We start from the raw sequence: 23615 nt of genomic DNA, 5'->3' as shown, positions 1-23615 counted from the left end.
CGATTTTTAAATTCCTACAAATATACATTTTTAATAGAGACATCTATTGTAATAAAAGGATAAAATATAGGCAGATACGAAAAAGAAAGAGACTTATCCTAAAACACAGATCTATAGGTGTGTTTTTTAGGAGGGTAAGTGTTGCTTTTTTAGTCCAATCGGACTACGGGTTCTTTTTTTAGTAGGGGCAATTCTCAGATGGGTAAATACTCTGTGAAAAGGTTCTCAGAATGGTAGAATAGTAAGTAGTAAAGCGCGAAAATAACGAGATAAGTGAGGTTTTCTAAAGGGAAAAACCTTGCTTTGAAAGAAGTGAAAAAGATAAAAAATACACTTTTTTTTAGCAAAACGAGTTTCTGTTCTTTTGTTACTTAGATTTGATATTGATTGGTTAAAAAAAATCATTTTAGTTAAAACTATAAATATAAAGGAATGGGGTGGGTGAGGGTGAAATGAAGCCTGTATTGAGGAGATAAGTGAGTTCAAATCAATTAGTTTGATCCTAAAATGCGACTCGATTATCGTTAAAATCACTTATTGAGGTCAGTAAATACGGTATATTTAGAAAACTTATCAACAAAGTGGGTAAAAGTGGGTAAAAGTGGTAAAAAAATAATTACATTTGCTAAGTATACATAAAATTAGATTTTGACGTCAATTATCGGTACATATGAATGTAAGGTAGATACCAAAGGTAGGGTATTGGTGCCTGCTTCTTTGAAGAAGCAGTTGCCTGCTATTGCCGATGGTTTTGTGTTGAAGAGATCGGTATTTGAAACGTGTTTGGAGCTATGGCCAATGGCTGAATGGGAGAAGATGATGTTGAAAATTAATAAGCTAAATCCATTTGATAAGAAAGTTGATACGTTTATTCGTGCTTTTATGGCAGGGGTAAAGCTAGTCGATATTGATGATGCGGGTCGTTTGCTAATAGCAAAGGATCTTTTGCAGTTTGGAAACATAACAAAAGAAATTGTAATGGCTTCTAAGGTCAATATCGTTGAAATATGGGATAAAGACCTGTATGAGGCTACGTTAGAACCAGATGATTTTGATTTTGGAGCATTGGCGCAAGAAGTAATGAGTAATATAAGTTTTGATGACTAAAGATTTATACGCATATCATAGACCTGTTTTGTTGACAGAAAGTGTGGATGGATTAAATATCCGTCCCGATGGGATTTATGTAGATGTGACGTTTGGAGGAGGAGGGCACTCACGCGAAATATTGAGTCGCCTTGGTGAAAACGGAAAATTATTTGCATTTGATCAGGATGATGATGCGGTAAAGAATGCACTTGACGATCCTCGATTTGTCTTGATTAATCAAAATTTTAGATACCTAAAGCGTTATTTGAGGTTTTATGGTGTTCGAGAAGTAGATGGAATTCTAGGGGACCTAGGTGTTTCTTCTCATCAATTTGATGTAGCAGAACGCGGGTTTTCTACTCGTTTTGATGGAGAACTCGATATGAGGATGAATCAAAACGGCGAGTTATCTGCTCATCACGTCGTGAATGATTACGAAGAAAGAGATTTGAGATATGTACTCAGTGTATATGGAGAATTGAAGAATGCAGGGGCAATGGCTAATACAATTGTTAAGGCAAGACAAGAAGGAGAGATCAAAAATACAGATCAACTCAAACAAGTTTTGTCGAGATTTTTACCCGCTCACAAGAGTGCTAAAATTTTAGCACAAGTGTATCAAGCCATTCGAATAGAGGTGAATCAAGAAATTGAAGTCCTCAAAGAACTGTTGGAACAAAGTATGGAGGTGTTAAAACCAGAAGGGAGACTTAGTGTTATTTCCTATCATTCTTTGGAAGATCGATTAGTAAAGCGCTTTATGAAAAATGGGATGTTCGAAGGTGAACCAGAGCGCGATATGTTTGGACGATTTGAAGTTCCGTTGAAGCAATTAGGAAAGTTAATTATTCCAACGGACGAAGAAATAGCAGTAAATAACCGAGCGCGATCAGCGAAGTTGAGAATTGCAGAGAAAAAATGAAAAAAACAATACCAAGTCCTGTAGATATTATTAAAGCGAAGATTCTCGTTAACGAGAATTCGGCGAAAACATGGGGGTTTATTGTATATGTGATTGTGTTAGGTATGATTCTGATTGGAAACACCCAACGATATGAATCAAAGGTGTTCAAAATTGGAAAATTAACACATGAAGTGAAAATGCTACGTGCTGAGTTTGTGGCGACGCGATCAGAACTTATGGAACTGAAAATGGAGTCAACGATCACGCGAAAATTAGAAGAAGAAGGAATTTATCCTTCCGAGACACCACCACAAAAGATAAAGGTGTTGAAGGAAGAAGAAAGTAAAACAGCTTGGAATAAACTATGGCCTTAGGGAACAAAAATATTTACATCAATATTTATGTCGTCACTGCGATAGTCTTATTTCTAGCAGGTGGGGTTGTCTATCGGTTACTATTAATTCAAGGTGTAGAAGGAAGTGAACTTCGACAAAAAGCGCGAAGTGAAAACAGAGTAAAAGAAGAAATAATAGAAGCTAATAGAGGGAATGTTTATTCTGCTGACGGGAGCTTATTAGCGACCTCAGTGCCGGTCTTTGAAATACGTTTTGACGGGGTTGCTCCTAAACAAGAAGTTTTTGAAAAGGAAGTAAAGCCTTTAGCGGATTCGTTGGCAGTGATGTTTAAAAAGTCTAGTGCTCACTATGAAAGTATGTTGAGAAAGGGACGAGCATCTAAAAGCCGTTATATTTTAATTGCTCGAAATCTGAGCTATATAGAATATGTGCGAATTAAAAATTTTCCTCTCTTTAGAAGAGGTGGAAATGGCGGAGGATTTATTTCTTCTCAAAAAACAGTACGTCAACATCCGATTGGAAGAATTGCAAAAAGGACGATAGGGTATGAACGAAAAAATGAGGATGGAACTTTTGGAAGAGTTGGAATTGAAGGGGCGTTTACCGATTACCTCAGTGGGTATGATGGCAAGCGAAAGATGCAGAGTTTAGCTAAGAATCAATGGAAACCCATTAACGATGAAAATGAAATAGAGCCCATAGATGGAAAAGATGTGATCTCGACCATTGATGTATATATTCAAGATATTGCTCATCACGCTTTGTTGCAATCCTTGGATAAATACAGTGCAGATCATGGATGTGTAATCGTTATGGAAACAAAAACGGGTGCTATTCGCGCAATATCCAATTTGGGTAGGGATCCGCAGACGGGTGCTTACTATGAAACCGTGAATTATGCCGTTGGTGAAAAACACGAACCAGGATCAACGTTTAAAGTAGCTTCGCTTTTGGCCTTGCTTGAAAAAAAACAAATCGATACTGCTCGGGTATTTGACACCAATAATGGGATTGTTCGCTTTTACAATGCAAGAGTTCGCGATTCGAAACATGGGGGATATGGAAAAATATCGTTAGCAAGAGGGATTGAATTGTCGTCTAATACAGTGATTACTCAAGCAGTGGATGAGGCTTTCAAAAATGACCCAAAGGTGTTTACGGATTATTTGAGCTTCTTGTGGATGGATAAGCCATTAGGTGTAAAGATAAAAGGAGAAGCGACACCTTATATACCAAAGCCTGGTCAGAAAGGCTGGAGTGGCTTGGCGTTACCGTGGATGGCTTTTGGCTATGGATTATCGGTAACACCACTGCAAACACTGACCTTATATAATGCGGTGGCGAATAATGGAGAAATGGTGAAACCTTATTTCGTTTCGGAGATCAAAGAATTTGATCAAACCATTCAGAGATTTGATAAGGTTGTTTTGAATCCACAAATTGCCTCACCGGAAGTCATTGCACAAGTGCAGGCTATTTTAGCTAATACGGTGAAAAAGGGTACAGGTAGAAAGCTGTATTCACCTAATTTTTCTATGGCAGGAAAAACGGGAACCGCACAGGTAAATTACGGTAAGGGAAAAGGGTATGATTCAGATATGTATTATTCGTCTTCTTTTGCAGGATATTTTCCCGCAGATAACCCAAAATACTCTTGTATCGTGGTGATTCATAAACCAGATCGATCTAAGAGTTATTACGGAGCAGATGTGGCTGGACCTGTATTCAAGCGAATCGCACAGAAGATATATACCGATGTGCCCACAACAAAAGAAATAAGAGAATCCAATGAGGTGCCTGTGAATATTGCTACTAGTTATCAATCCTTCACAACGCAAAATCAGACAGGAGAGCTCAATATGCCAGAAGTTAGAGGAATGCAAGTGATGGACGCATTGCCCTTATTAGAAAACTTGGGGTTAAAAGTTCAAGTAAAAGGAGTAGGAAAAGTCAAAACGCAATCCATACTAGCTGGACAAAAAATAAATAAAAATCAAAAAGTAGTTTTAGAACTATCGTGAAAAAGATAAAAGACATATTATACAAAGTAGAGATACAGTCTATTGTTGGATCAACTGATGCAACAATAGACCATTTGGCTTTTGACTCGCGTCAAGTAGAGCCAAAAACTCTGTTTATTGCCATTGTAGGTGAAGTAGTGGATGGGCATACGTATATTCAACAAGCTATTGACAAAGGAGCAACGGCTGTTGTGTGTCAAGTAATGCCGAGTGTTTTGACAGAAGGAGTAGTTTATGTTGTTGTAGAAGATAGCAACAAAGCTTTAGCAATACTAGCAGCAAATTTTTTCGACAATCCATCGCATAAATTAAAACTAGTTGGAGTAACAGGAACCAATGGAAAAACAACCATTGCTACGTTGTTATACGCTATGTTTACTAGTCTAGGGTATAAAGTTGGCCTATTGTCAACCGTGAATATTCGCATTGGTGATTCGATTTATGAAACATCACATACCACACCTGACTCAATTACGATTAACTCGTATTTGAATCAGATGGCGGAAGAAGGATGTGAATTTTGTTTCATGGAGGTAAGTTCGCATGGTATTGTGCAACATCGAACATTTGGTTTGCAATTTGCCGGTGGCATTTTTACCAATTTAACGCACGATCACTTGGATTACCATAAGACGTTTGCTGCTTATCGAGATGCGAAGAAAACGTTCTTTGACCAGTTGAAAAAAGGGAGTTTTGCTTTGACCAATATCGACGAAAAAAATGGACCTATTATGGTTCAGAATACGGCAGCTAAGGTTTGTAGTTACGCTTTGAAAAATATGGCGGATTACAAAGGTCAGATCTTAGAAAGTCAGTTTTCAGGGATGTTGATGAAAATCAACCAACAAGAAGTATGGGTACAACTGATAGGAGCATTTAATGCTTATAATTTATTAGCTGTATTAGGTGCAACTGTAGAATTAGGCGTTCCATTAGAAGAAGCCTTGATTCATTTGAGTAAGCTGACGAGTGTAGAAGGACGCTTTCAATATATTGTGTCTTCAAAAAATGTAACGGCTATTGTGGATTACGCTCATACGCCTGACGCTTTAGCAAATGTAATTGACACAATTAACAGTATTCGTACCACCAACGAACAGCTGATTACGGTTGTTGGCTGTGGAGGCAATAGAGATAAAACAAAACGCCCAGAAATGGGGAAAATAGCATCTGATCTTAGTAATAAAGTAATATTCACATCAGATAATCCGCGATTCGAGGAACCTGCTGCAATATTAGAAGATATTGAAGCTGGTGTAGAACCGCAAAACAAGATGAAAACCATTGTGGTAGAGGATCGCCAACAAGCCATAAAATTAGCTTGTCAGCAAGCTTCTCCAGGCGATATTATATTAATCGCAGGAAAAGGACACGAGACGTATCAAGAGATTAAAGGAGTGAGGAGTCACTTTAGTGATTTGGAAATAGTAAAAGAATTTTTAGCACTATAGTAAAGGAAAATAGTTATGTTGTATTACGTATTTCAATACTTAGAAAGTTTATTCAAAATACCAGGAGCTGGTGTGTTCCAGTATATTACGTTCCGTTCCGGTATGGCGATGATCTTCTCGTTGTTGATCTCTATTATTTATGGAAAACGCATTATTAGTCGTTTGAGAAAAATGCAAATTGGAGAAACGGTTAGAGAACTAGGTTTAGAAGGACAAAAAGAAAAATCAGGGACTCCAACAATGGGTGGAGTTATCATTATTATTGCAACGTTAATCCCAGTATTGCTGTTTGCTAAATTAGATAATATCTATGTTCTACTCCTTATTTTGACAACAATATGGATGGGAGCGATTGGTTTTCTAGATGATTATATTAAAGTATTTAAAAAGGATAAAGAAGGATTAAAAGGACGATTCAAGGTCATTGGTCAAGTTGGATTAGGGCTTATTGTAGGTTCAGTCTTGTACTTTAGTCCGGCTGTAACAGTTCGAGAAGTTCCTTCAAAACACATGCTAAGCGAGGTTGCGGTTAGTCAGTATGATGTTAAATCAACAGCAACAACGATTCCGTTCTTTAAAAATAATGAGTTTGATTACAGTATGTTAATCAGTTGGATGGGAGAAGGAGCTACCGATTATGCGTGGCTAATTTTTATTCCAATTGTGATTTTTATTGTAACAGCGGTGTCAAACGGCGCAAATTTAACAGATGGTATTGACGGATTGGCCGCGGGTACTTCTGCTATATCCACTTTTGTGCTGGGTATTTTTGCCTTTATATCAGGGAACGTGATTTTTGCCAATTATTTAGATATCATGTATATCCCTAATTCTGGTGAAATGACGGTCTTTGTCTCCGCATTTATCGGAGCATTGATTGGTTTCTTGTGGTATAATACCTTTCCTGCACAAGTGTTCATGGGGGATACAGGTAGCTTAACTATAGGGGGAATTATTGCGGTATTGGCAATTGCTGTGCGTAAGGAGTTATTAATTCCTGTACTGTGCGCCGTGTTTTTTGCAGAAACACTATCGGTTGTGTTACAAGTGAGCTATTTCAAATACACCAAGAACAAATATGGAGAAGGAAGGCGAATATTTTTAATGTCTCCTTTGCACCATCACTTTCAAAAGAAAGGCTATCACGAAAGTAAAATCGTGACCCGATTTTGGATTATAGCTATTCTTTTAGGAGTGTTCTGTGTGATTTCACTAAAACTGAGATAAGACATGAGACTGGTTGTTTTAGGAGGAGGAGAAAGTGGAGTAGGAACGGCTCTATTGGGGCTTGAAAAAGGATATGATGTTTTCGTTTCAGATTATGGAAGCATCCAAGAAAAGTATAAAAAAGTTCTTATAGATAACGAAATCGATTGGGAAGAACAACAACATACAGAAGCTAAAATAGTAAATGCGGATCTTGTTGTAAAGAGCCCTGGAATACCAGATAAGGCGCCAATCGTAAAAAAAATTGTAGCAAAGGGCATTCAAGTAATCTCGGAAATTGAGTTTGCTTATCCTTTTAATGATGCGTTGTCGGTGGCTATTACAGGAAGTAACGGAAAAACGACAACTACGATGTTAACCTACCATCTATTGAAACAAGGAGGACTCGATGTCGGCCTTGGTGGAAATATTGGTCAGAGTTATGCGGAGCAAGTAAAGGTAGATCCTGCAAAATGTTATGTTTTGGAGTTGAGTAGTTTTCAATTAGATGGAATAGAAACCTACAGACCCCATATTGCAGTCATTACCAATATTAGTCCAGATCATTTAGATCGATACGACTATAAGTATGAGAATTATATCGCTTCAAAGTTTAGAATTACAATGAATCAAACAGCAGAAGACTATTTGATTTACGATGATGACGACGTTGAAATTCAGAAATGGTTAAGCGAACATGAGGTAAAAGCACAGAAGTTGCCTTTTTCTATCAAACATAAGGTAGACAAAGGAGCCTATGTGGAAGACGATAAAATTATAGTGAATATGAGTGATGAAAAATTTGTATTACCTATTAAGGAAGTAGCTCTCGAAGGGATGCACAACGTAAAGAATGTTATGGCAGCAACAACAATAGCACAGTTAAAGCGAATTAGGAAAAACGTAATACGTGAAAGTTTGTCCGATTTTCAAGGAGTGGAACATCGCTTAGAGAAGGTACTGAAACTAGAAAATGTTCAATACATCAACGATTCGAAAGCGACAAATGTCAATGCTACTTTTTTTGCTTTAGAGAGTATGAAAACACCAACGGTTTGGATTGTTGGAGGAGTGGACAAAGGAAACGATTACGATGAGCTGATGCCTTTAGTGCGAGAAAAAGTAAAGGCAATTATTTGTTTGGGAATTGATAACCAAAAAATAAAAGCAGCATATGAAAAGGTTGTTGATGATTTAGTTGAAGTGCAATCCATGCGAGATGCTGTGGTCCAAGCCAAAGCTCTAGCTGAAGGAGGAGACACGGTCTTACTTTCACCGGCTTGTGCGAGTTTTGATTTGTTTACAAGCTATGAAGATAGAGGACGACAGTTCAAAGAGGAAGTATTGAAATTATAATATAAAATAAATTAAAGTAGATGATGAAAAAACTACTTTCATTATTGTACGGGGATAAGATCATATGGGCATTAGCAATTTTATTGGCCATGCTTTCTTTTTTACCTGTGTATAGTGCAAGTACGAATCTAGTTTACACCATCGGAACAGGAAAGGCGACAACCGATTATTTGTTTCGACATTTCGTTCATTTATTTATTGGAATTTGCATCATGTGGTATTTTCACAAAAGAGATTATGCACTCTTTCGGAAAATTGCCATTATAGGAATGCCTATTATAGCCCTGCTCTTATTGTATACTTTACTGAAAGGGAATACAATTGGAGGAGCGAATGCCAGTAGGTGGTTGAAAATCCCTTTATTGGGGCAGTTTCAGCCCTCATCTACGGCTGCGATCATCTTATTGATGTATGTCGCGCAATATTTAACAGGTATTAAAGATGAGGTAGTTACATTTAAAACGTCTTTTTGGCAATTATGGGTTCCCGTATTAGTCATTATTGGTTTGATTTTACCTGCTAACTTCTCAACGGCAGCGCTGATTTTTGGCATGGTTTGCGTTTTGGTATTTATCGGAAAATACCCCTTCAGATACTTGATGACCATCATCGGAATTGGCGTAAGTTGTGTGCTTTTATTCATTTTAGTTGCCAAAGCTTTTCCAGGGGCATTTCCCAACCGTGTGGATACTTGGCTTAGCCGTATAGATCGATTCGCAGGTCCAGATGATGGAACTCGAGATTTGTACCAAGTTGAAAATGCAAAAATGGCCATCGCCAATGGAGGATTGTTTGGAGTAGGACCTGGTAAAAGTGTATTGAAAAACTTTTTACCACAGTCGTCTTCGGATTTTATCTTCGCTATCATTGTCGAAGAATGGGGATTATTTGGCGGATTTACCATCTTGGGGATTTATCTCTTGTTGTTTTATCGCTTCCTCATTGCTGTGCATAAAGCACCCACGCTCTTTGGAAAACTATTAGTGGCTGGTTTGGGATTTTATCTCATCTTTCAAGCCCTAATTAATATGGGGGTAGCTGTTTCTCTCTTGCCAACAACAGGACAGGCTTTACCCTTAGTGAGTAGTGGTGGAACTGCCATTTGGATGACGTGTTTCGCTATTGCCGTAATTCTCAGTGTGACTAAAAAAGAAGCAGAAGTACAGGCAGAAGAACAAAAGAAAAAAGAAGAGGAGCAAATGGAGCAAGAAATGTTACACGATTTGCACCTTGAACGAATAGAAAAAAATAGTACAGAAGAATAAAAGCAAATGGAACGTAAACCGAAGTTTATATTGAGTGGGGGTGGTACAGGAGGACATATCTTTCCTGCATTGGCAATTGCTGATGAGTTGAAAGTGAGGTTTCCCGATGCTGATATTTTATTCGTCGGAGCAGAAGGGAAGATGGAGATGCAAAGAGTACCCGCAGCAGGTTATCCGATTGAAGGATTGTGGATCTCTGGTATTCAGCGAAAATTAACCTTAGACAATTTGATGTTTCCCTTTAAGCTTCTAAGCAGTTTAAAGAAATCGAGAAAAATTGTCAAGAGATTTAAACCCGATGTGGTTATTGGAACTGGGGGATTTGCAAGTGGTGCTGTCGTAAAAGTAGCAGCAGGAAAGGGGATTCCAACCCTGATACAAGAGCAAAATTCTTTTCCGGGTATTACCAATAAACTATTGGGCAAGGAAGTAGATAAAATTTGTGTGGCCTATGACGGATTAGAACGTTATTTCCCCGCATATAAAATAATAAAAACAGGTAACCCTGTTCGTCAGGGATTACTCGAAGTGGTAGCAAAACGAGAGGAAGCAATGGCTTATTTTGAGTTGGATGCAACGAAAAAAACGCTGTTAGTACTTGGTGGAAGTTTGGGGGCACGTAGAATAAACCAATTAATTGAAGAACAGTTGCCACTGTTTAGAGATATGGGAATTCAAGTGATTTGGCAATGTGGAAAATTCTACTATGAGGAATACAAAAAATACGAATCAACAACAGTAAAGGTTCGCGCCTTTGTAGATCGCATGGATTTAGCCTATGCAGCTGGAGATAGTATTATTTCTCGTGCAGGTGCTTCTTCTGTATCAGAGTTAGCATTAGTTGGAAAGGCTGTGATATTCATCCCTTCTCCTAATGTAGCAGAAGATCATCAAACCAAAAATGCCAAAAGCATAACCGAACAAAATGCGGCACTTTTGATTAAAGAAAGTGAGTTGAATGAAAGGTTTGTACCAACATTCACGGACTTATTGAACAATAGAGAAAAACAGTTGGAACTGGGACAAAATTTTAGAAAATTAGCTTTGCCCCAAGCAACGAATGATATAGTAGATCAGATCGTAGAATTAATGAAGAAGTAGAAAAATGGATATAAATAGCATTAAGAGCGTATATTTTATAGGAATAGGAGGTATTGGAATGAGTGCCTTAGCTCGTTATTTTAAATTCATTGGAAAAGAAGTTGCAGGGTATGATAAAGTATCGACGCAATTAACACAAGAATTAGAAGCAGCGGGAATTGAGATTCACTATGAAGATAACGTGAACTTAATTCGTGCAAATTACAAGGAAGTAGCTTCGACGTTGGTTGTTGTTACTCCTGCTGTTCCCCAAGAACACTCGGAATGGAATTATTTTAAAGCGAATGCGTTTGAAATTAAGAAACGTTCAGAAGTGTTGGGAATTATTACCAAAGATACCTACTGCTTTGCTGTGGCAGGGACACATGGTAAAACTACAACAACGAGTATCCTCGGACATTTGTTGTTTCAAGCGGGACTTGATGTTACCGCTTTTGTAGGGGGAGTAGTGGAAAATTATCAAACCAATTTAATCGGAAGTGGAAAAACCATAACCGTAGTTGAGGCAGATGAATTTGATCGTTCTTTTTTACGTTTGTTTCCCAATGTAGCTTGTATCACCTCTACTGAGGCGGATCACTTGGATATCTTTGGAACAGCAGAGGAGATGGTAGTTGCTTTTACCGATTTTGCTCATCGTTTGCCTGATGCAAATAAATTATTTGTTACAGAAGCGGTAAGCTTACCGGGTATTCAAGTGGGATTTGGACCGAACTGTCTTTATCGTGTAGCAAACATTGAAGTAGTCAAGGGGTGGTATGTGTTTGATATTGTAACTCCTGAAGAGACGATTCATCAGGTTTCCTTTGGTTTGCCTGGGAGACATAACCTCTCAAATGCGCTAATGGCTTTTGCTATGGCGAGGGATTACGGAGTGGACACGCAAATCTTGGTGGAAGGATTAAAGAGCTTTCGCGGTGTACGTCGAAGATTCTCGTATAAAATAAGAAGAGATGATTTGGTTTATATCGACGATTATGCACACCATCCAACAGAAATTAAAGCAGCAAGTCAAGGGGTACATGAAATGCATGGAGATAAAAAAATAGTGGCTGTTTTTCAACCGCATTTGTACAGTAGAACAAGAGATTTTATGGATGAATTTGCAGCAGCGCTTTCTACTTTCGACAATGTGATTTTGCTGGATATTTATCCCGCACGCGAATTGCCGATTGAAGGGGTTACTTCAGCAAAACTGCTGGAGCAATTAACTTCAAGAGAAAAGCAACTGGTAGCGAAAGAAGATTTAATCGAACATTTAAAGAAGTCGGATGCAGAAATTATCTTGACTATTGGAGCGGGAGATATTGGAGAAATGGTACAGGATATTAAATTAGCTTTAGAAGAAAAATAAAAAATGAAAAAATTGTTGAAGAAAATAAAATGGTCTGATTTGCGCATCTTGTTGGTGCTAGGAGTCGCCTTGTTTTTATATTCTTTTAGCAATGATAGAAGCACACATCGAAATTTAAAGGGGGTGGAAATCCTCTTTAAAGGAGAAGAAAGGCATTTTGTAACTTCTAGTGATGTTAGCGATATTGTAAAACACCAAAGTGGAACAGTTACGGCTCAAGATCGAACGACAATTGACCTAAACATACTGGAAAAAAGTGTATTGGAAAATAAATTGATCAAAGAGGCGGAAGTGTATGTAACGATTGATGGAATATTGAAGGTAGAAGTCAACCAAAAAAAAGCGATAGGGCGAGTAGTTGGAGAAAGTGAATCGTATTATTTGGATGAGAATGGTGCTAAAATGCCACTGTCTGACAATTATGCAGAACGCGTAGTTCTAGTTGAAGGGAACGTGAAGCGAGAGTCACAAGAAGCGCTGAAGCGTATGTTGGAGTTGATTAATGCTGATGAATTTCTCAAACAAGAAATAACGGGAATTAGCATTCAGCCTGGCGAAGTGATTTATTTGAAAAGCCGAGTGAATACATTTCAAATTCTATTTGGAAGTTTTAATGAAATGGAGCGAAAACTCACGAATTACAAGGCGTTTATACAATATGCATTAAATGAAAAAATTGAAATAGATAGTTATAAAAGGATCAATCTGAAATTTACCCAACAAGTGGTGTGTTCAAAATAAAATTGAGTATGGAAAAAGAAAATATAGCTGTTGGTTTAGACATTGGGACAACAAAGATTGTTGCAATGATAGGTAAAAAGAATGAATACGGTAAGCTGGAGATCTTAGGTTTGGGGAAGGCAAAAAGCTTAGGTGTGAAAAGAGGGGTGGTAAATAATATTACGCAAACCATTCAATCGATTCAACATGCGGTTGCTGATGCAGAAACTCAAGCAGGTTACAAGATTAAAAATGTAGTTGTCGGTATTGCGGGACAACACATTCGAAGCATACAGCACAGTGATTATATTAGTCGTCCTAATCCGGATGAGGTTATTGGCGATAAAGATATTGAGCAATTAATCAATCAGGTACAGAAATTAAGTATGTTACCTGGAGAGGAAATTATTCATGTTTTACCACAAGAGTTTAAAATTGACGGAGAGCCTGGGATTAAAGAACCGGTAGGAATGTACGGCAGTCGTTTAGAGGCTACGTTTCACGTTGTAGTGGGTCAGGCTGCTTTGATTAAGAACGCAGGACGTTGTATCAAAGATGCAGGATTAGAACTAGCGGGAATAACCTTAGAACCTCTTGCTTCTGCAGAAGCAGTATTGAGTCAAGAAGAAAAAGAAGCCGGAGTGGCTTTAATTGATATAGGAGGTGGAACAACCGATTTAGCCATTTTCAAAGATGGAATTATTCGCCATACGGCTGTAGTTCCTTTTGGAGGAAATGTCATTACAGAAGATATCAAAGAAGGATGTTCAATTATTGAACGTCAAGCAGAGATTCTAAAAGTAAAATTTGGTTCTGCTTGGCCAGGAGAAAATAAAGACAATGAAATTGTTTCAATCCCTGGGTTAAGAGGAAAAGAACCGAAAGAAATTTCTTTAAAAAATCTTTCTAAAATAATAAATGCACGTGTTGAAGAGATTGTGCAATTGGTTTTTTCTGAGATAAAAAGTTATGGATATGAAAATCCACAGAAGAAGTTGATCGCAGGAATTGTTTTAACAGGAGGAGGATCTGAACTCAAACACATTAAGCAATTAGTCGAATATATCACAGGTATAGATACGCGTATAGGGTATCCGAATGAGCATTTAGCTGGAGATTCAAGCTTAGAAGTTTCTAGTCCATTATATGCAACGGGAGTTGGTTTGGTAATGGAGAGCGAAAAACACCGCAAAAAAGGAGCGGTTTCTGTAGAAGAGCTCAAAGCAACGGAAACAAAAGCGGAAGCTAAAGTTGAATTTAAACCAGAAGAAAGAAGAGTTGTTTACGGATCTCCTGGAGGAGAAACAGAAGTAAATACGCAAAAAGAGCCAGTTGAACCAGTAAGTCAACCTCGAGTTGAAGTACAACGTTCACCATCTCATGAAGAACCTAAAGAAGTGCAACCTAGTACGGCAGATCGCTTCGAGAGTAGTTTCATCGGGAACTTTTTTAGAAAAATTAAAGAATTTATTGAAAAGCAAGAATAATAAAACGATACGTATATGGAGAATACAGATTTCGGAGGAATAAAGTTTGATATGCCTAAAAACCAATCAAACGTTATCAAGGTAATAGGTGTTGGTGGCGGAGGAAGTAACGCGATCAACCACATGTTTAAGCAGGGAATTAAAGGTGTTGATTTCATCGTTTGTAATACGGATTCACAAGCCTTAGAAAATAGTTCAGTACCCAATAAAATTCAGTTAGGGGTTAACCTAACCGAAGGACTTGGTGCAGGTGCAAACCCAGAGGTTGGACAACAATCTGCTTTAGAGAGTATTGAAGAAATTGAAAAAATGTTGGATACCAATACCAAAATGGTGTTTATCACCGCTGGTATGGGTGGAGGAACAGGAACGGGTGCTGCTCCTGTTATCGCACAACTATCAAAAGAAAGAGATATATTAACGGTTGGAATTGTTACCATTCCTTTCCAATTTGAAGGAAAAGTACGTCAAGAACAAGCGTTAAAAGGAGTTGATCGTCTGAGAAAGCAAGTGGATTCTCTCATTGTTATCAACAATAATAAATTACGTGAAGTATATGGAAACTTAGGCTTTAAGGCTGGCTTCTCCAAAGCAGATGAAGTATTGTCAACTGCTGCCCGTGGTATCGCTGAAGTTATTACGCACCATTATACACAGAATATTGACTTGAAAGATGCTAAAACAGTCTTGTCTGATAGCGGTACAGCTATTATGGGATCTGGTACAGCTTCAGGTGATAATCGAGCAAAAGATGCTATTATTGATGCGTTAGATTCTCCCTTGCTTAACGATAATAAAATTTCCGGTGCTAAGAACGTATTGTTGCTCATCGTTTCGGGTACAAATGAAATTACAATTGACGAAATCGGTGAAATTAACGACCACATCCAAACTGAAGCGGGCCATAATGCAAACATCATTATGGGGGTAGGTGAAGATGAGTCTTTAGGAGAAGCGATCTCTGTTACCATCATTGCTACGGGATTTAATTACGAGCAACAAAAGAGTATTGTAAATTCAGCAGAACCGAAAGTTATTATTCATACCCTAGAAGAGGAACAAAAGGTTGTGCGCGATTTAACGCAAGCGTCTAGCGTATCTTCCTATGGTTTCACTACTCCAGACCAACCATTACGCGTTTCAACTCCAGAAACAAGTGAATTGGCTATTGAAAAAGAAGAAGTGAATTTCGAAGTGGAAACACGTAAAGTATTTACATTAGAAGATGAGTATGATGAAGGTGATCAAGATGATGATTTTGGTGATTTAGCAACTCCTGTACAACCAACTGGGGAAGTAGAAGAAGTTGTATTTGAACGCAAATCAGTAGAAGCTTCAAATTTGGACGTATTCTTCGAAATCGTTACACCAAAAACAGAGGAAAGAACAAATGAACAAGCACAAAATGATCCTACTGCTTTAAAACAGAAAGACATTCGCGATATTCAAGTAGTCGATCCAGAGTTTGTAATTGTTACACCAAAAAAACAAGAAAATACAGCTCCAATTGTACACCATTTTAACGAAGAATGGGCAGCAATTGAAGTGGAATCAGCCGAAGTAGTGAGTCATGCTAAGGAAACGATGACACAATCTTCTGCAAAGAAAGAAGAAATTATTCGCTTTTCTTTAGAAGATTACATGGATAAAGAGGAAGAATTATCTTTAGCTAAACCTGTTACTTCTCACAAAGAAGAAATCGCGGAAGAATTTAAATTTTCAGTGCGTTCAGAAGAAGCTCCATTTGTAAACAAGGTTGAGGTAGAGGCATCAACAGAGGATTATGATGAAATGAATCCAACAGAGATGAGCATCGAAGAATTTACCTTGAGAAGTAGAGCCGCAGAGCGAAGAAGAAAAATGAAAGATTTTAATTACAAGTTCAATAATTCAACTGCGCATTATTCGGATCTTGAAAAAGAACCGGCTTACAAGCGTTTAGGTGTTGATTTAGACGAAGTAAACGACGAAAGCAATAAGTCTAGAATCTCATTCGGAGTAGATGGAAACAACGATCCCAAACTGAGATCAAATAATTCTTTCTTACATGATAATGTAGATTAACGAAACGCTCCTTTCGAAAAGAGTAATCGCTTAAAATGATACGATAAAGCAGTAGCAAACCACGGTTTGCTACTGCTTTTTTTTTGTCCTATTTCAACGTTTGAGTTTTGAATATAGAAGAAAAAGAAAACGAAATAACTCGTTCTTTTCCTTGTTAGTTGTTTTTATTTTTGATTAATATTTATTTTATATACGTTTTTGTTTGCATATGTTTATTTATTTTTTGCTTTATATGAGTTTTTGGCATTTTGTTTGAGTCATTAAATTTATTTAATCCAAATGTAAATGAAAAACTTTTGTTATTTTATTCCTATTCTACTGTTTCTGTCCTGTTCGAAGGATGAGATTTCTGTAGAGGAAAAAAAAGGAGAACCTGGTGTTTACAAGCAATCAACAGCCTTCTGTTATTTAGAAGATGAACTTGGTAATTGTTATGATGGCGGTCCGCCTATAACGTTACCTGAAATTTTAATTGGCGTTCCAGGAGCGGGAGGAGGAACGGGGATTGGTGATTTATGGTTAGAAATGTTACCTTCAATGAGTACACTTTCCAATGCAAATGAAGGAGGTTCTTCTAATGGTTCTGATTTAAGTAATGGGGATCAAGTGGATCAAAATTCACCTCAATATTTAAATGTGCAAAAAATTTTAAATGATTCCTTAATAGTGGCTACCTTAGAAGAAATATTTATAGAAGCGACACAGTCAGCCTCTGAAGAGAATGGAAGAAGAGAAGCAGGAGCCTATATTTTTTTATGATGAAGTAACGGATAAGCTCTATGTCGGAAATGTCAAATATGGTGAATACATTCAAGGTGGAGCAGGTACGAATGGCTCTGTTAGTTTAGGAAGTGGAAGCGTGTCCTCTAATTCTGATGAAAATAACGTAATTCCTTTAACTGCAGTCTCAATCGCGGCTTTCCATACACATACACCAATGACTTATTTATCTAGTCTTTTATCTAGAAAAGTGGGGTGTTCTCCTGCTGATATTGCTTTTGCAAACAGACACAATACACCTATGATCGTATTGGATTATGTGGGAACGAAAGGAGAAGATGGAAATTTTTACATAAAAGGCGGTCATGCGATCGATGACCCTTCGAATTTTATCATTTATTATCCTCAAAACAAATAACTATGAAAAAAATATATCTATTAGTTCTACTTGCATTGATGCATTTTACCTCTTTTTCTCAGCCGAATAGCATATATGTGAAAGCTAAATATTTAGCGGATGAAGTTATACGAAAATTAGAATTTACTCAACCGTATACGGTTACTGATCGAACACCTGTTACCTTTGTGGAAAAATCAACTACAAAAGATTTGACTGGATATGAGCATATTGATTCACCTTGGTATAGTGCTACGGAAGGAAAGGAATTCATTGTAGTTGAATATGCAGACCCTGAACAGCAAACGGAATGGGGCTATTTGTATCAAGTATATTTTTGGAAGGATCATACCCTACCGTTCTTTGTTAATCGAGGGGATGGAATGGGATTGAATCTGAAATACAATGAAACATCTCAGCCGTATTATAGAGTACACTATTCTACCGATATACAAATTTTTAAAAATCCATCTCTAGTAGAACCAAACCAAATAGTAACACTTCAGTATTTAGAAAGTGAGTGGGTAGATTATAGTGATTGGGTGACCGTTACTTCTTATATCTTTCGAGAAAACGAAAGTAGAGGGGTAGAATTGGTTTCTAGAACGGAAGAACCTTGGAGAGATACTATTTTGATTACGTACAAGATCAAAGTAGTTGCAGACGATGCCTGGATTATTATTGAAAAAACACAGGATGGCTATGATCTTAATCCATTGTAAAGACTTTTTTGTAACGATAAGATTTTTCCAAAAAGAGTAATCGCTTAAAATGATACGATAAAGCAGTAGCAAACCACGGTTTGCTACTGCTTTTTTTTGTCCTATTTCAACGTTTTGTATTTGCAACTAGTTGTGAAAACTTGTAGTGTGATAATCTCTGTTTTAGACTGTGAATCGTGTTATTAATTGTGTTATTGTTGTTTGTTGTTGAATATTATACGGTTTTATTTGATATTGTTTAGTAATATTTTTTTCCAACATTATTGTTTCCTGTAAATTGTCGATTATAATTTTTTATTAAAATAAAAACGATGAACCCAAAACTTCTTTTGTTAGGATTTGTATTGATTGCTCTATCCGCTTGTTCTCAATTGAGTCCTTCTCTTGTAAAATCTAAGTATACTGCTGACGAAGTTTTACGCAAATTAGCTTTCACACAACCTTATGTAGTCAAGGATAGTACGCCTGTTATCTTTAGTGAGAAAAAAGTAAGTAGTACTGTAAATAAAGAAAAGTTTGTTGATACCCCTTGGGAAGGAGCTACAACAGGAAGGGAATTTGTGATCATAGAATATACAGACCCCAAACAAAAGACGGAACTCGGCTATCTATACCAAGTCTACCTTTGGCGAGATTACTACTTGCCTTTTTTTGTAAACCAAGGAGATGGAGGTGGACAACACTTGAAATACAATGGGAGTACGCAACCCTATTATAGGGTAAACTATTCTAGCGATCTCCATGTCTTTAAATACCCCATCTTAGTGGAACCTAATCAAGTTCTACATTTAATGTATCTGAGACGAGAAAAGGTAGTGAGCCAAAAAAAGGTCAAGATAGATACCTACGAGTTTAGAGCAGAGGAAAGTAGAGGGGTAGAGTTGATAGACAAGAAAGAAGAACCCTGTAACGGAAGTATTCGCATTACGTATACGATTAAAGTAATAGCTGATGATGCGTGGATAGTTGTGGATCATGTCAAAAAAGTGAACACTATAGATGTAAAGATGTAAATGATCTTAAAAAATAGTAGAAAATAAGTAGGATAAGGACTTTTTATGGTTAGGTGTTTTTATGATATATACTAAAATAGTATAATTTAACATTTTTTTTACAAGGAAATCCCTCTATTTTTCCATAAAGTGGTAAAAATGTTTGATTATTGAATAAATAGGGGATAGGTTTGAATCATTATTAATTAAATAAAATAAAGTTATGGCACAGAACAATTCAAGAGCTGTTTTAAAATTCAACGGCGGCGACGCTCAAAAAGTATTAAACCTAAAATACGGTGTATCTCGTACGGTAGATGTATCAGGGCGTGTGGCTTCTGATCCTTCAAATGCATTGATTACAATTACAGTAGAAGCGACAGATAAATCGGATATTCTAGAGAGCTTGTTAAACGGGAAGTATAAGCCAACAACAGGAGAGGTAACGTTTAACAAATCCCACGAGGAAGGAACGTTAATTACGTTGAAATGGTCTAATGGTTACGTGATTCAGCACGATGTAGATTTTGATGCGATTAATTCAAACAGTATGTACATCACTTTTGTGGTGAGTGCAGAGCAAATTGACTACGGAAACTCAGCTTACCAAGGTACTTGGCCAAGTGCTTAATTGACGTGAGCTAGAGCATATCCTCTACGGGTATCACCCAGATTAAGTATGGCATTCGGACAAAGGCGATAGATAAGGTGCACTTCCTTTCTCTTGTGTTTTGTATGTGTCATTTACTTTTTCTGGGTTTTACATTTTAGAGGAATCCGATTGAATGGAGCCAAACCTTATTTAATTTTTAAAAAAGTGCAATGAAAGAGAAATTTACTGGAGCCGCAGGCACTCCAACTGGGGTGAGTAGCGGAATAAATAAAGGAGTTCAATCTGATCAACTCCAAGAAGCGCTAGTGGATCAAGCGGCATCGGGAATCAAGGAGGTCGCCCATACCGAAGGGCTAAGCCATTTGGAGCAGTTGGTTAAAGGAATAGAAGAAAAAAAAGCGGCAAATCTAGCCAAAGCACAACAAGCGGCAAGTTATGGCACAACGGCTTATCAAGCGGCAACTGCCTTCAGCGCTAAGTCAAACACCCCGTCTTCTGCTGTTGCAAACTTGAGTCAACCTAGCGCCTTGTATACCGGTCAATCTGTGGTGAGCAATGCCGAGGCCATAGCCAATCACACCATTTTTGGTGTGAATCACTTGGTGAAGTTGACCATTGTAGCTGAGGGAAAAGAAATAAAGAATTTTAGTCACTTTGAGCTGAAACAAAGCATCAAGGGGCATCACCAATTTGTTTTAACCTTGAGTCACGATGCCCTAGGAGGCAAAGAAACCCATCATATGGAACAAGCCCAAGAGCTCTTGGGCAAGCGCATTTTGGTGATGATTAACTTTAAAAATATTACCGAAAAACCCGAACGCGACTTTGTAGGAGTGATCACGGAGGTGAGCTTCGAACAAGCCCATGGTAGTCGCGGTTATATCGTATTAAAAGGCAGCAGTCCAACGGTTCTCTTGGATGCGGCTCCGCATATTCAGAGTTTTGGCGGAAGTGGTCCTGTACCGTTGGCTACGGTAGTCAATCAGTTGTTGGAAGAAGGCTATACCCAAGGGGGTAAGTACAACTACAAGATCAAAATGGCTAAAAATTATAATCTCTCTTATACGAGTCAGTATAACGAGACGCATTACAACTTCTTAGCGCGTATGGCAGAGGCTTATGGGGAGCAGTTTTTTTACGATGGGGACACCTTGCACTTTGGGGATCTTCCCCATGGAGAGAAGCCGATTCAGTTGGTTTACGGTCGCGATGTAGAAAAAATTCAGGTGCGCATGGTTGCTCAGCACGTCAATCGCCTCTTATATGGCTACAACAGCTTGGACAATGAGAAGCTCAGTGCCGCGGGGGATACCAAGCTCCAACCTAAGGGTACACTAGCCAAGGCCGCTTATAAAAAGTCCGAACAACTGTTTACTACCCCTTCTTTACAACAAGCCTCGATCAAGGCTTCGACCAATCAGGATGTTACCCAAGCCCAACGCGGGGTCATTGGCAGTGTGGGGATGAGCGTATTTACCACTTCAGGGGTAACGACAGTTCCCTTTTTGTACCCGGGTTGTATTGTAGAGCTGAGTATGGTCAACTTTGAGAATAAACAGAGCAGCTTTTTTACTCGTATGATGATTACGAGTATCGAACATACCGTGGATACGTTGGGGAATTACCAAGGGCGTTTTGAGGCTGTGGATGCGGAAACGGGTTTCATTCCTCGCGTGGCGTACCACAATCCAACCGTTGAACAACAAGTAGCCGAGGTAGTCAACAATACGGATCCCCAAAATAAAGGACGCGTACAGGTTCGCTTTGATTGGCAGAATACGGATCAGAATACGGAATTCATTCGCGTGATGACCCCCGATGCAGGAAGTAGCGATAAGGTGGGAAGCAACCGCGGTTTTATGGCGATTCCCGAAGTGGGGGATCAGGTGATGGTGGGCTTTATTGGCGAACATCCCGATCGCCCTTATGTGATGGGGGGACTCTTTCACGGGGGTATTGGCGCCGGTGGAGGTGTAGGAAACAACATCAAGAGTTTGAGCAGCAAAAGTGGGCATACCTTAGAACTCAACGATGGAGGTGGAATTACCGTGGTGGACAAAGATCAAAACTATGTGTTTCTAAGTGGAGATGGACATATTGCAGTTGAGAGTAAAGAAACTATTAGCATGACTTGTGGAAAGAGTACTTTTTACATGGATAAAGAGGGGAAAATAGCCGTCAATGGCATCGATATATCTACTACAGGAGAAAATATAGAAGTACTAGGAAGTACGCAAATTGTACTGGGTATTGGACAAGAAGGTGCAGCACCTACCACTGGATTTACAGCAACGGCAACGAAGTTTGAACTTAACTCTACTGAAATCGGTATGGTAGCTCAATCTTCTTTCAGTATGGGCAGTGTGAAAGTTGGGATTCAAGGAACAGCTGAGACGGTAATTTTAGGAGGGAAAATAAAGCTAAATTAAATAGAATTAAATGAATGCATTTCAAGTGGAGTTGGTCAAGATGCAGCGGCAGTTTTATCAAGAGGTTAAAGGCCATAATTCCCAAGCACTGATCATTCCTCAAGGAACAAAGGAAGAACTTAAGTTTTTTGAGCGGTTCTTTCAATTTCAGTTATCCGAAGAAGCAACAACGAGTGATTTTTATTTATTTCAACAACAACCTTTTGAAGATGCCCAATCCTATGGAAGTAGTTTGATTGAGGAATGGGCTCTTTTTTATGCGGCTTGGAAAGAGCAGCACCCCACTACAGCAGCTTGGGATTACATATCGTATAGCAAATCCAAAGGCCGTACATCCCATCAAACGGATGCTTATAAAGCTTTTTATGCCCTGGAGTTACTCTGTGATATACTGTCAAAGCACACCGATAACTTTGTCTTTATCCAATTGGCAACGACAGAAATCAAAGACAATAAGGCGCTGCAACTTTGGATCAAAGAATGGTGTGAATTAGCCAAAGACAGCGCGAATTTCAAATTGATCGTCACCGATCACAACCGCCATCATATGGTTGAGGATAATCGCTATTTCCATCGTTATGACTTGTCTGTTGATCTTCCGAAGTTGATGGAAGCAGGAGCTTCGCGTGGGGATGGCAGCAAGAAGAGCGGTTGGACGAAAGAGTACAATCAGTTGATAGTGAAGGCTAATTTTTACTTGGATAGAAAAGAGCTTAAACCCGCATTGAGTTGTTTGGACAAAGCGCGTAGCCTAGCCAAGAGACTTGAGCAGGAAGAGTTGGAACTGACGGTTCTAATCCTACTAGCGGAAGTTCACGTGGGGCGAAGAGATAAACACCTGGCTCACGCTTGTTATAAAGAGGCTCAACTATTGAAACTCAATCCTTTTAAACAAGGGCAGTTGGGCTTGTTTTACGGGGCGTTTTTATATCGCAATGGAGAGAAAAACAAAGCCAAAGAAGTGTTTGAAAGCGTGATTCTTTTGGCTGAGGAACAAAAGCTATATGCTATGTTAATCGAAGTACACCATCAAATGGCGTATCTCAAGAAGCGTTTTTTCTCCTCAGGGAATTACATCCTTCACTTAGAACAGGCAATGGAATACAGTAAACTCTTGCCTCGAGAAGAAATTAAAGGGTCGACCATTCCCTATGTAGCGAGTCTATTGCTCAAAGAATATGGAAAGAACAGTGCTAAAGCACAGGCTATTGACAAAGAGATGAAAGAAGCAGTGTCGGAAGACTGGCAGGAAGTGGTTCGCGTTCATTCAAAAAACAAAAGAAAATAAACGGTCATGGAGCATAAAAAGTTAGCAGTACGCGCAGATGTGTTACAGGCAAAACCAGTAAGTTTGAGTTTAGAAGAAGC

At 38.4% G+C, this 23615-nt stretch carries 20 protein-coding genes; all 20 read left to right on the top strand.

Annotated elements, in window-relative coordinates; all coding sequences use genetic code 11:
• Nucleotides 1–648: 648 nt before the first annotated feature.
• The 20 genes from mraZ (at nt 649) to ACPDG9_RS11815 (ending at nt 23535) form a co-directional block, all read left to right on the top strand.
• Entirely contained in the window at nt 649–1107 is a 459-nt protein-coding gene (mraZ, locus tag ACPDG9_RS11910; protein WP_430527968.1) for a division/cell wall cluster transcriptional repressor MraZ, read from the top strand.
• Nucleotides 1100–2011: a 16S rRNA (cytosine(1402)-N(4))-methyltransferase RsmH gene (rsmH, locus tag ACPDG9_RS11905; RefSeq protein ID WP_430527967.1), complete on the top strand. Its 912-nt coding sequence runs from the start codon at nt 1100–1102 to the stop codon at nt 2009–2011. The genes mraZ and rsmH overlap by 8 nt, the downstream gene beginning before the upstream one ends.
• Nucleotides 2008–2367 carry an FtsL-like putative cell division protein gene (locus ACPDG9_RS11900; RefSeq protein ID WP_430527966.1) on the top strand — a complete coding sequence of 120 codons (360 nt, stop codon included), beginning with the start codon at nt 2008–2010 and terminating at the stop codon, nt 2365–2367. The genes rsmH and ACPDG9_RS11900 overlap by 4 nt, the downstream gene beginning before the upstream one ends.
• Entirely contained in the window at nt 2358–4370 is a 2013-nt protein-coding gene (locus ACPDG9_RS11895) for a penicillin-binding protein (protein WP_430527965.1), read from the top strand. Before ACPDG9_RS11900 ends, ACPDG9_RS11895 begins: the two co-directional genes overlap by 10 nt.
• The gene (locus ACPDG9_RS11890) at nt 4367–5821 is read left to right on the top strand and encodes a UDP-N-acetylmuramoyl-L-alanyl-D-glutamate--2,6-diaminopimelate ligase (protein WP_430527964.1); all 1455 of its coding nucleotides are present in this window, start codon (nt 4367–4369) and stop codon (nt 5819–5821) included. Before ACPDG9_RS11895 ends, ACPDG9_RS11890 begins: the two co-directional genes overlap by 4 nt.
• Before the next feature lie 15 nt (nt 5822–5836).
• Entirely contained in the window at nt 5837–7048 is a 1212-nt protein-coding gene (gene mraY / locus ACPDG9_RS11885; protein WP_430527963.1) for a phospho-N-acetylmuramoyl-pentapeptide-transferase, read from the top strand.
• A gap of 3 nt (nt 7049–7051) precedes the next feature.
• Entirely contained in the window at nt 7052–8383 is a 1332-nt protein-coding gene (murD, locus tag ACPDG9_RS11880) for a UDP-N-acetylmuramoyl-L-alanine--D-glutamate ligase (RefSeq protein ID WP_430527962.1), read from the top strand.
• A 23-nt stretch (nt 8384–8406) separates the two neighbouring features.
• Nucleotides 8407–9648 (top strand): FtsW/RodA/SpoVE family cell cycle protein, encoded by a 1242-nt coding sequence (locus ACPDG9_RS11875; protein ID WP_430527994.1) that lies wholly within the window; start codon nt 8407–8409, stop codon nt 9646–9648.
• Between the two features lie 6 nt (nt 9649–9654).
• Entirely contained in the window at nt 9655–10749 is a 1095-nt protein-coding gene (murG, locus tag ACPDG9_RS11870; protein WP_430527961.1) for an undecaprenyldiphospho-muramoylpentapeptide beta-N-acetylglucosaminyltransferase, read from the top strand.
• A 4-nt stretch (nt 10750–10753) separates the two neighbouring features.
• On the top strand, nt 10754–12103 hold the full coding sequence (gene murC, locus ACPDG9_RS11865) for a UDP-N-acetylmuramate--L-alanine ligase (protein ID WP_430527960.1): 1350 nt from the start codon (nt 10754–10756) through the stop codon (nt 12101–12103).
• Nucleotides 12104–12106: 3 nt separating this feature from the next.
• Complete coding sequence (locus ACPDG9_RS11860; RefSeq protein ID WP_430527959.1) at nt 12107–12844, top strand: cell division protein FtsQ/DivIB; 738 nt, start codon at nt 12107–12109, stop codon at nt 12842–12844.
• An 8-nt stretch (nt 12845–12852) separates the two neighbouring features.
• Nucleotides 12853–14310 carry a cell division protein FtsA gene (gene ftsA, locus ACPDG9_RS11855; RefSeq protein WP_430527958.1) on the top strand — a complete coding sequence of 486 codons (1458 nt, stop codon included), beginning with the start codon at nt 12853–12855 and terminating at the stop codon, nt 14308–14310.
• Between the two features lie 15 nt (nt 14311–14325).
• The gene (gene ftsZ / locus ACPDG9_RS11850) at nt 14326–16374 is read left to right on the top strand and encodes a cell division protein FtsZ (RefSeq protein WP_430527957.1); all 2049 of its coding nucleotides are present in this window, start codon (nt 14326–14328) and stop codon (nt 16372–16374) included.
• Nucleotides 16375–16659: 285 nt separating this feature from the next.
• Complete coding sequence (locus ACPDG9_RS11845; RefSeq protein WP_430527956.1) at nt 16660–17133, top strand: hypothetical protein; 474 nt, start codon at nt 16660–16662, stop codon at nt 17131–17133.
• Nucleotides 17096–17512 carry a hypothetical protein gene (locus tag ACPDG9_RS11840; RefSeq protein WP_430527955.1) on the top strand — a complete coding sequence of 139 codons (417 nt, stop codon included), beginning with the start codon at nt 17096–17098 and terminating at the stop codon, nt 17510–17512. Before ACPDG9_RS11845 ends, ACPDG9_RS11840 begins: the two co-directional genes overlap by 38 nt.
• Before the next feature lie 2 nt (nt 17513–17514).
• Nucleotides 17515–18213, top strand: coding sequence for a hypothetical protein (locus ACPDG9_RS11835; protein WP_430527954.1), 699 nt, complete (start codon nt 17515–17517; stop codon nt 18211–18213).
• 311 nt (nt 18214–18524) lie between these two features.
• The gene (locus ACPDG9_RS11830) at nt 18525–19226 is read left to right on the top strand and encodes a hypothetical protein (protein WP_430527953.1); all 702 of its coding nucleotides are present in this window, start codon (nt 18525–18527) and stop codon (nt 19224–19226) included.
• A 202-nt stretch (nt 19227–19428) separates the two neighbouring features.
• Complete coding sequence (tssD, locus tag ACPDG9_RS11825) at nt 19429–19836, top strand: type VI secretion system tube protein TssD (protein WP_430527952.1); 408 nt, start codon at nt 19429–19431, stop codon at nt 19834–19836.
• Between the two features lie 191 nt (nt 19837–20027).
• A complete protein-coding gene (locus tag ACPDG9_RS11820; protein WP_430527951.1) occupies nt 20028–22247 on the top strand; it encodes a type VI secretion system Vgr family protein in 2220 nt (739 codons plus the stop codon).
• Nucleotides 22248–22257: 10 nt separating this feature from the next.
• Entirely contained in the window at nt 22258–23535 is a 1278-nt protein-coding gene (locus ACPDG9_RS11815; RefSeq protein WP_430527950.1) for a hypothetical protein, read from the top strand.
• The last annotated feature ends 80 nt before the right edge of the window (nt 23536–23615 follow it).

It is taken from the genome of Myroides sp. C6-3 (genome assembly GCF_050522425.1).
In the GTDB taxonomy this organism is placed as follows: Bacteria; Bacteroidota; Bacteroidia; order Flavobacteriales; family Flavobacteriaceae; genus Flavobacterium.
The sequence above is the reverse complement of the archived record's forward strand: the minus strand, read 5'-3'. Positions and strand labels throughout refer to the sequence as shown.

Coding starts and splice junctions, on each gene's coding strand:
- rsmH (WP_430527967.1), top strand. CDS start 1,100: ATGACTAAAGATTTATACGCATATCATAGACCTGTTTTGTTGACAGAA.
- ACPDG9_RS11900 (WP_430527966.1), top strand. CDS start 2,008: ATGAAAAAAACAATACCAAGTCCTGTAGATATTATTAAAGCGAAGATT.
- ACPDG9_RS11895 (WP_430527965.1), top strand. CDS start 2,358: ATGGCCTTAGGGAACAAAAATATTTACATCAATATTTATGTCGTCACT.
- mraY (WP_430527963.1), top strand. CDS start 5,837: ATGTTGTATTACGTATTTCAATACTTAGAAAGTTTATTCAAAATACCA.
- murD (WP_430527962.1), top strand. CDS start 7,052: ATGAGACTGGTTGTTTTAGGAGGAGGAGAAAGTGGAGTAGGAACGGCT.
- ACPDG9_RS11875 (WP_430527994.1), top strand. CDS start 8,407: ATGAAAAAACTACTTTCATTATTGTACGGGGATAAGATCATATGGGCA.
- murG (WP_430527961.1), top strand. CDS start 9,655: ATGGAACGTAAACCGAAGTTTATATTGAGTGGGGGTGGTACAGGAGGA.
- murC (WP_430527960.1), top strand. CDS start 10,754: ATGGATATAAATAGCATTAAGAGCGTATATTTTATAGGAATAGGAGGT.
- ACPDG9_RS11860 (WP_430527959.1), top strand. CDS start 12,107: ATGAAAAAATTGTTGAAGAAAATAAAATGGTCTGATTTGCGCATCTTG.
- ftsA (WP_430527958.1), top strand. CDS start 12,853: ATGGAAAAAGAAAATATAGCTGTTGGTTTAGACATTGGGACAACAAAG.
- ftsZ (WP_430527957.1), top strand. CDS start 14,326: ATGGAGAATACAGATTTCGGAGGAATAAAGTTTGATATGCCTAAAAAC.
- ACPDG9_RS11845 (WP_430527956.1), top strand. CDS start 16,660: ATGAAAAACTTTTGTTATTTTATTCCTATTCTACTGTTTCTGTCCTGT.
- ACPDG9_RS11840 (WP_430527955.1), top strand. CDS start 17,096: ATGGAAGAAGAGAAGCAGGAGCCTATATTTTTTTATGATGAAGTAACG.
- ACPDG9_RS11835 (WP_430527954.1), top strand. CDS start 17,515: ATGAAAAAAATATATCTATTAGTTCTACTTGCATTGATGCATTTTACC.
- ACPDG9_RS11830 (WP_430527953.1), top strand. CDS start 18,525: ATGAACCCAAAACTTCTTTTGTTAGGATTTGTATTGATTGCTCTATCC.
- tssD (WP_430527952.1), top strand. CDS start 19,429: ATGGCACAGAACAATTCAAGAGCTGTTTTAAAATTCAACGGCGGCGAC.
- ACPDG9_RS11820 (WP_430527951.1), top strand. CDS start 20,028: ATGAAAGAGAAATTTACTGGAGCCGCAGGCACTCCAACTGGGGTGAGT.
- ACPDG9_RS11815 (WP_430527950.1), top strand. CDS start 22,258: ATGAATGCATTTCAAGTGGAGTTGGTCAAGATGCAGCGGCAGTTTTAT.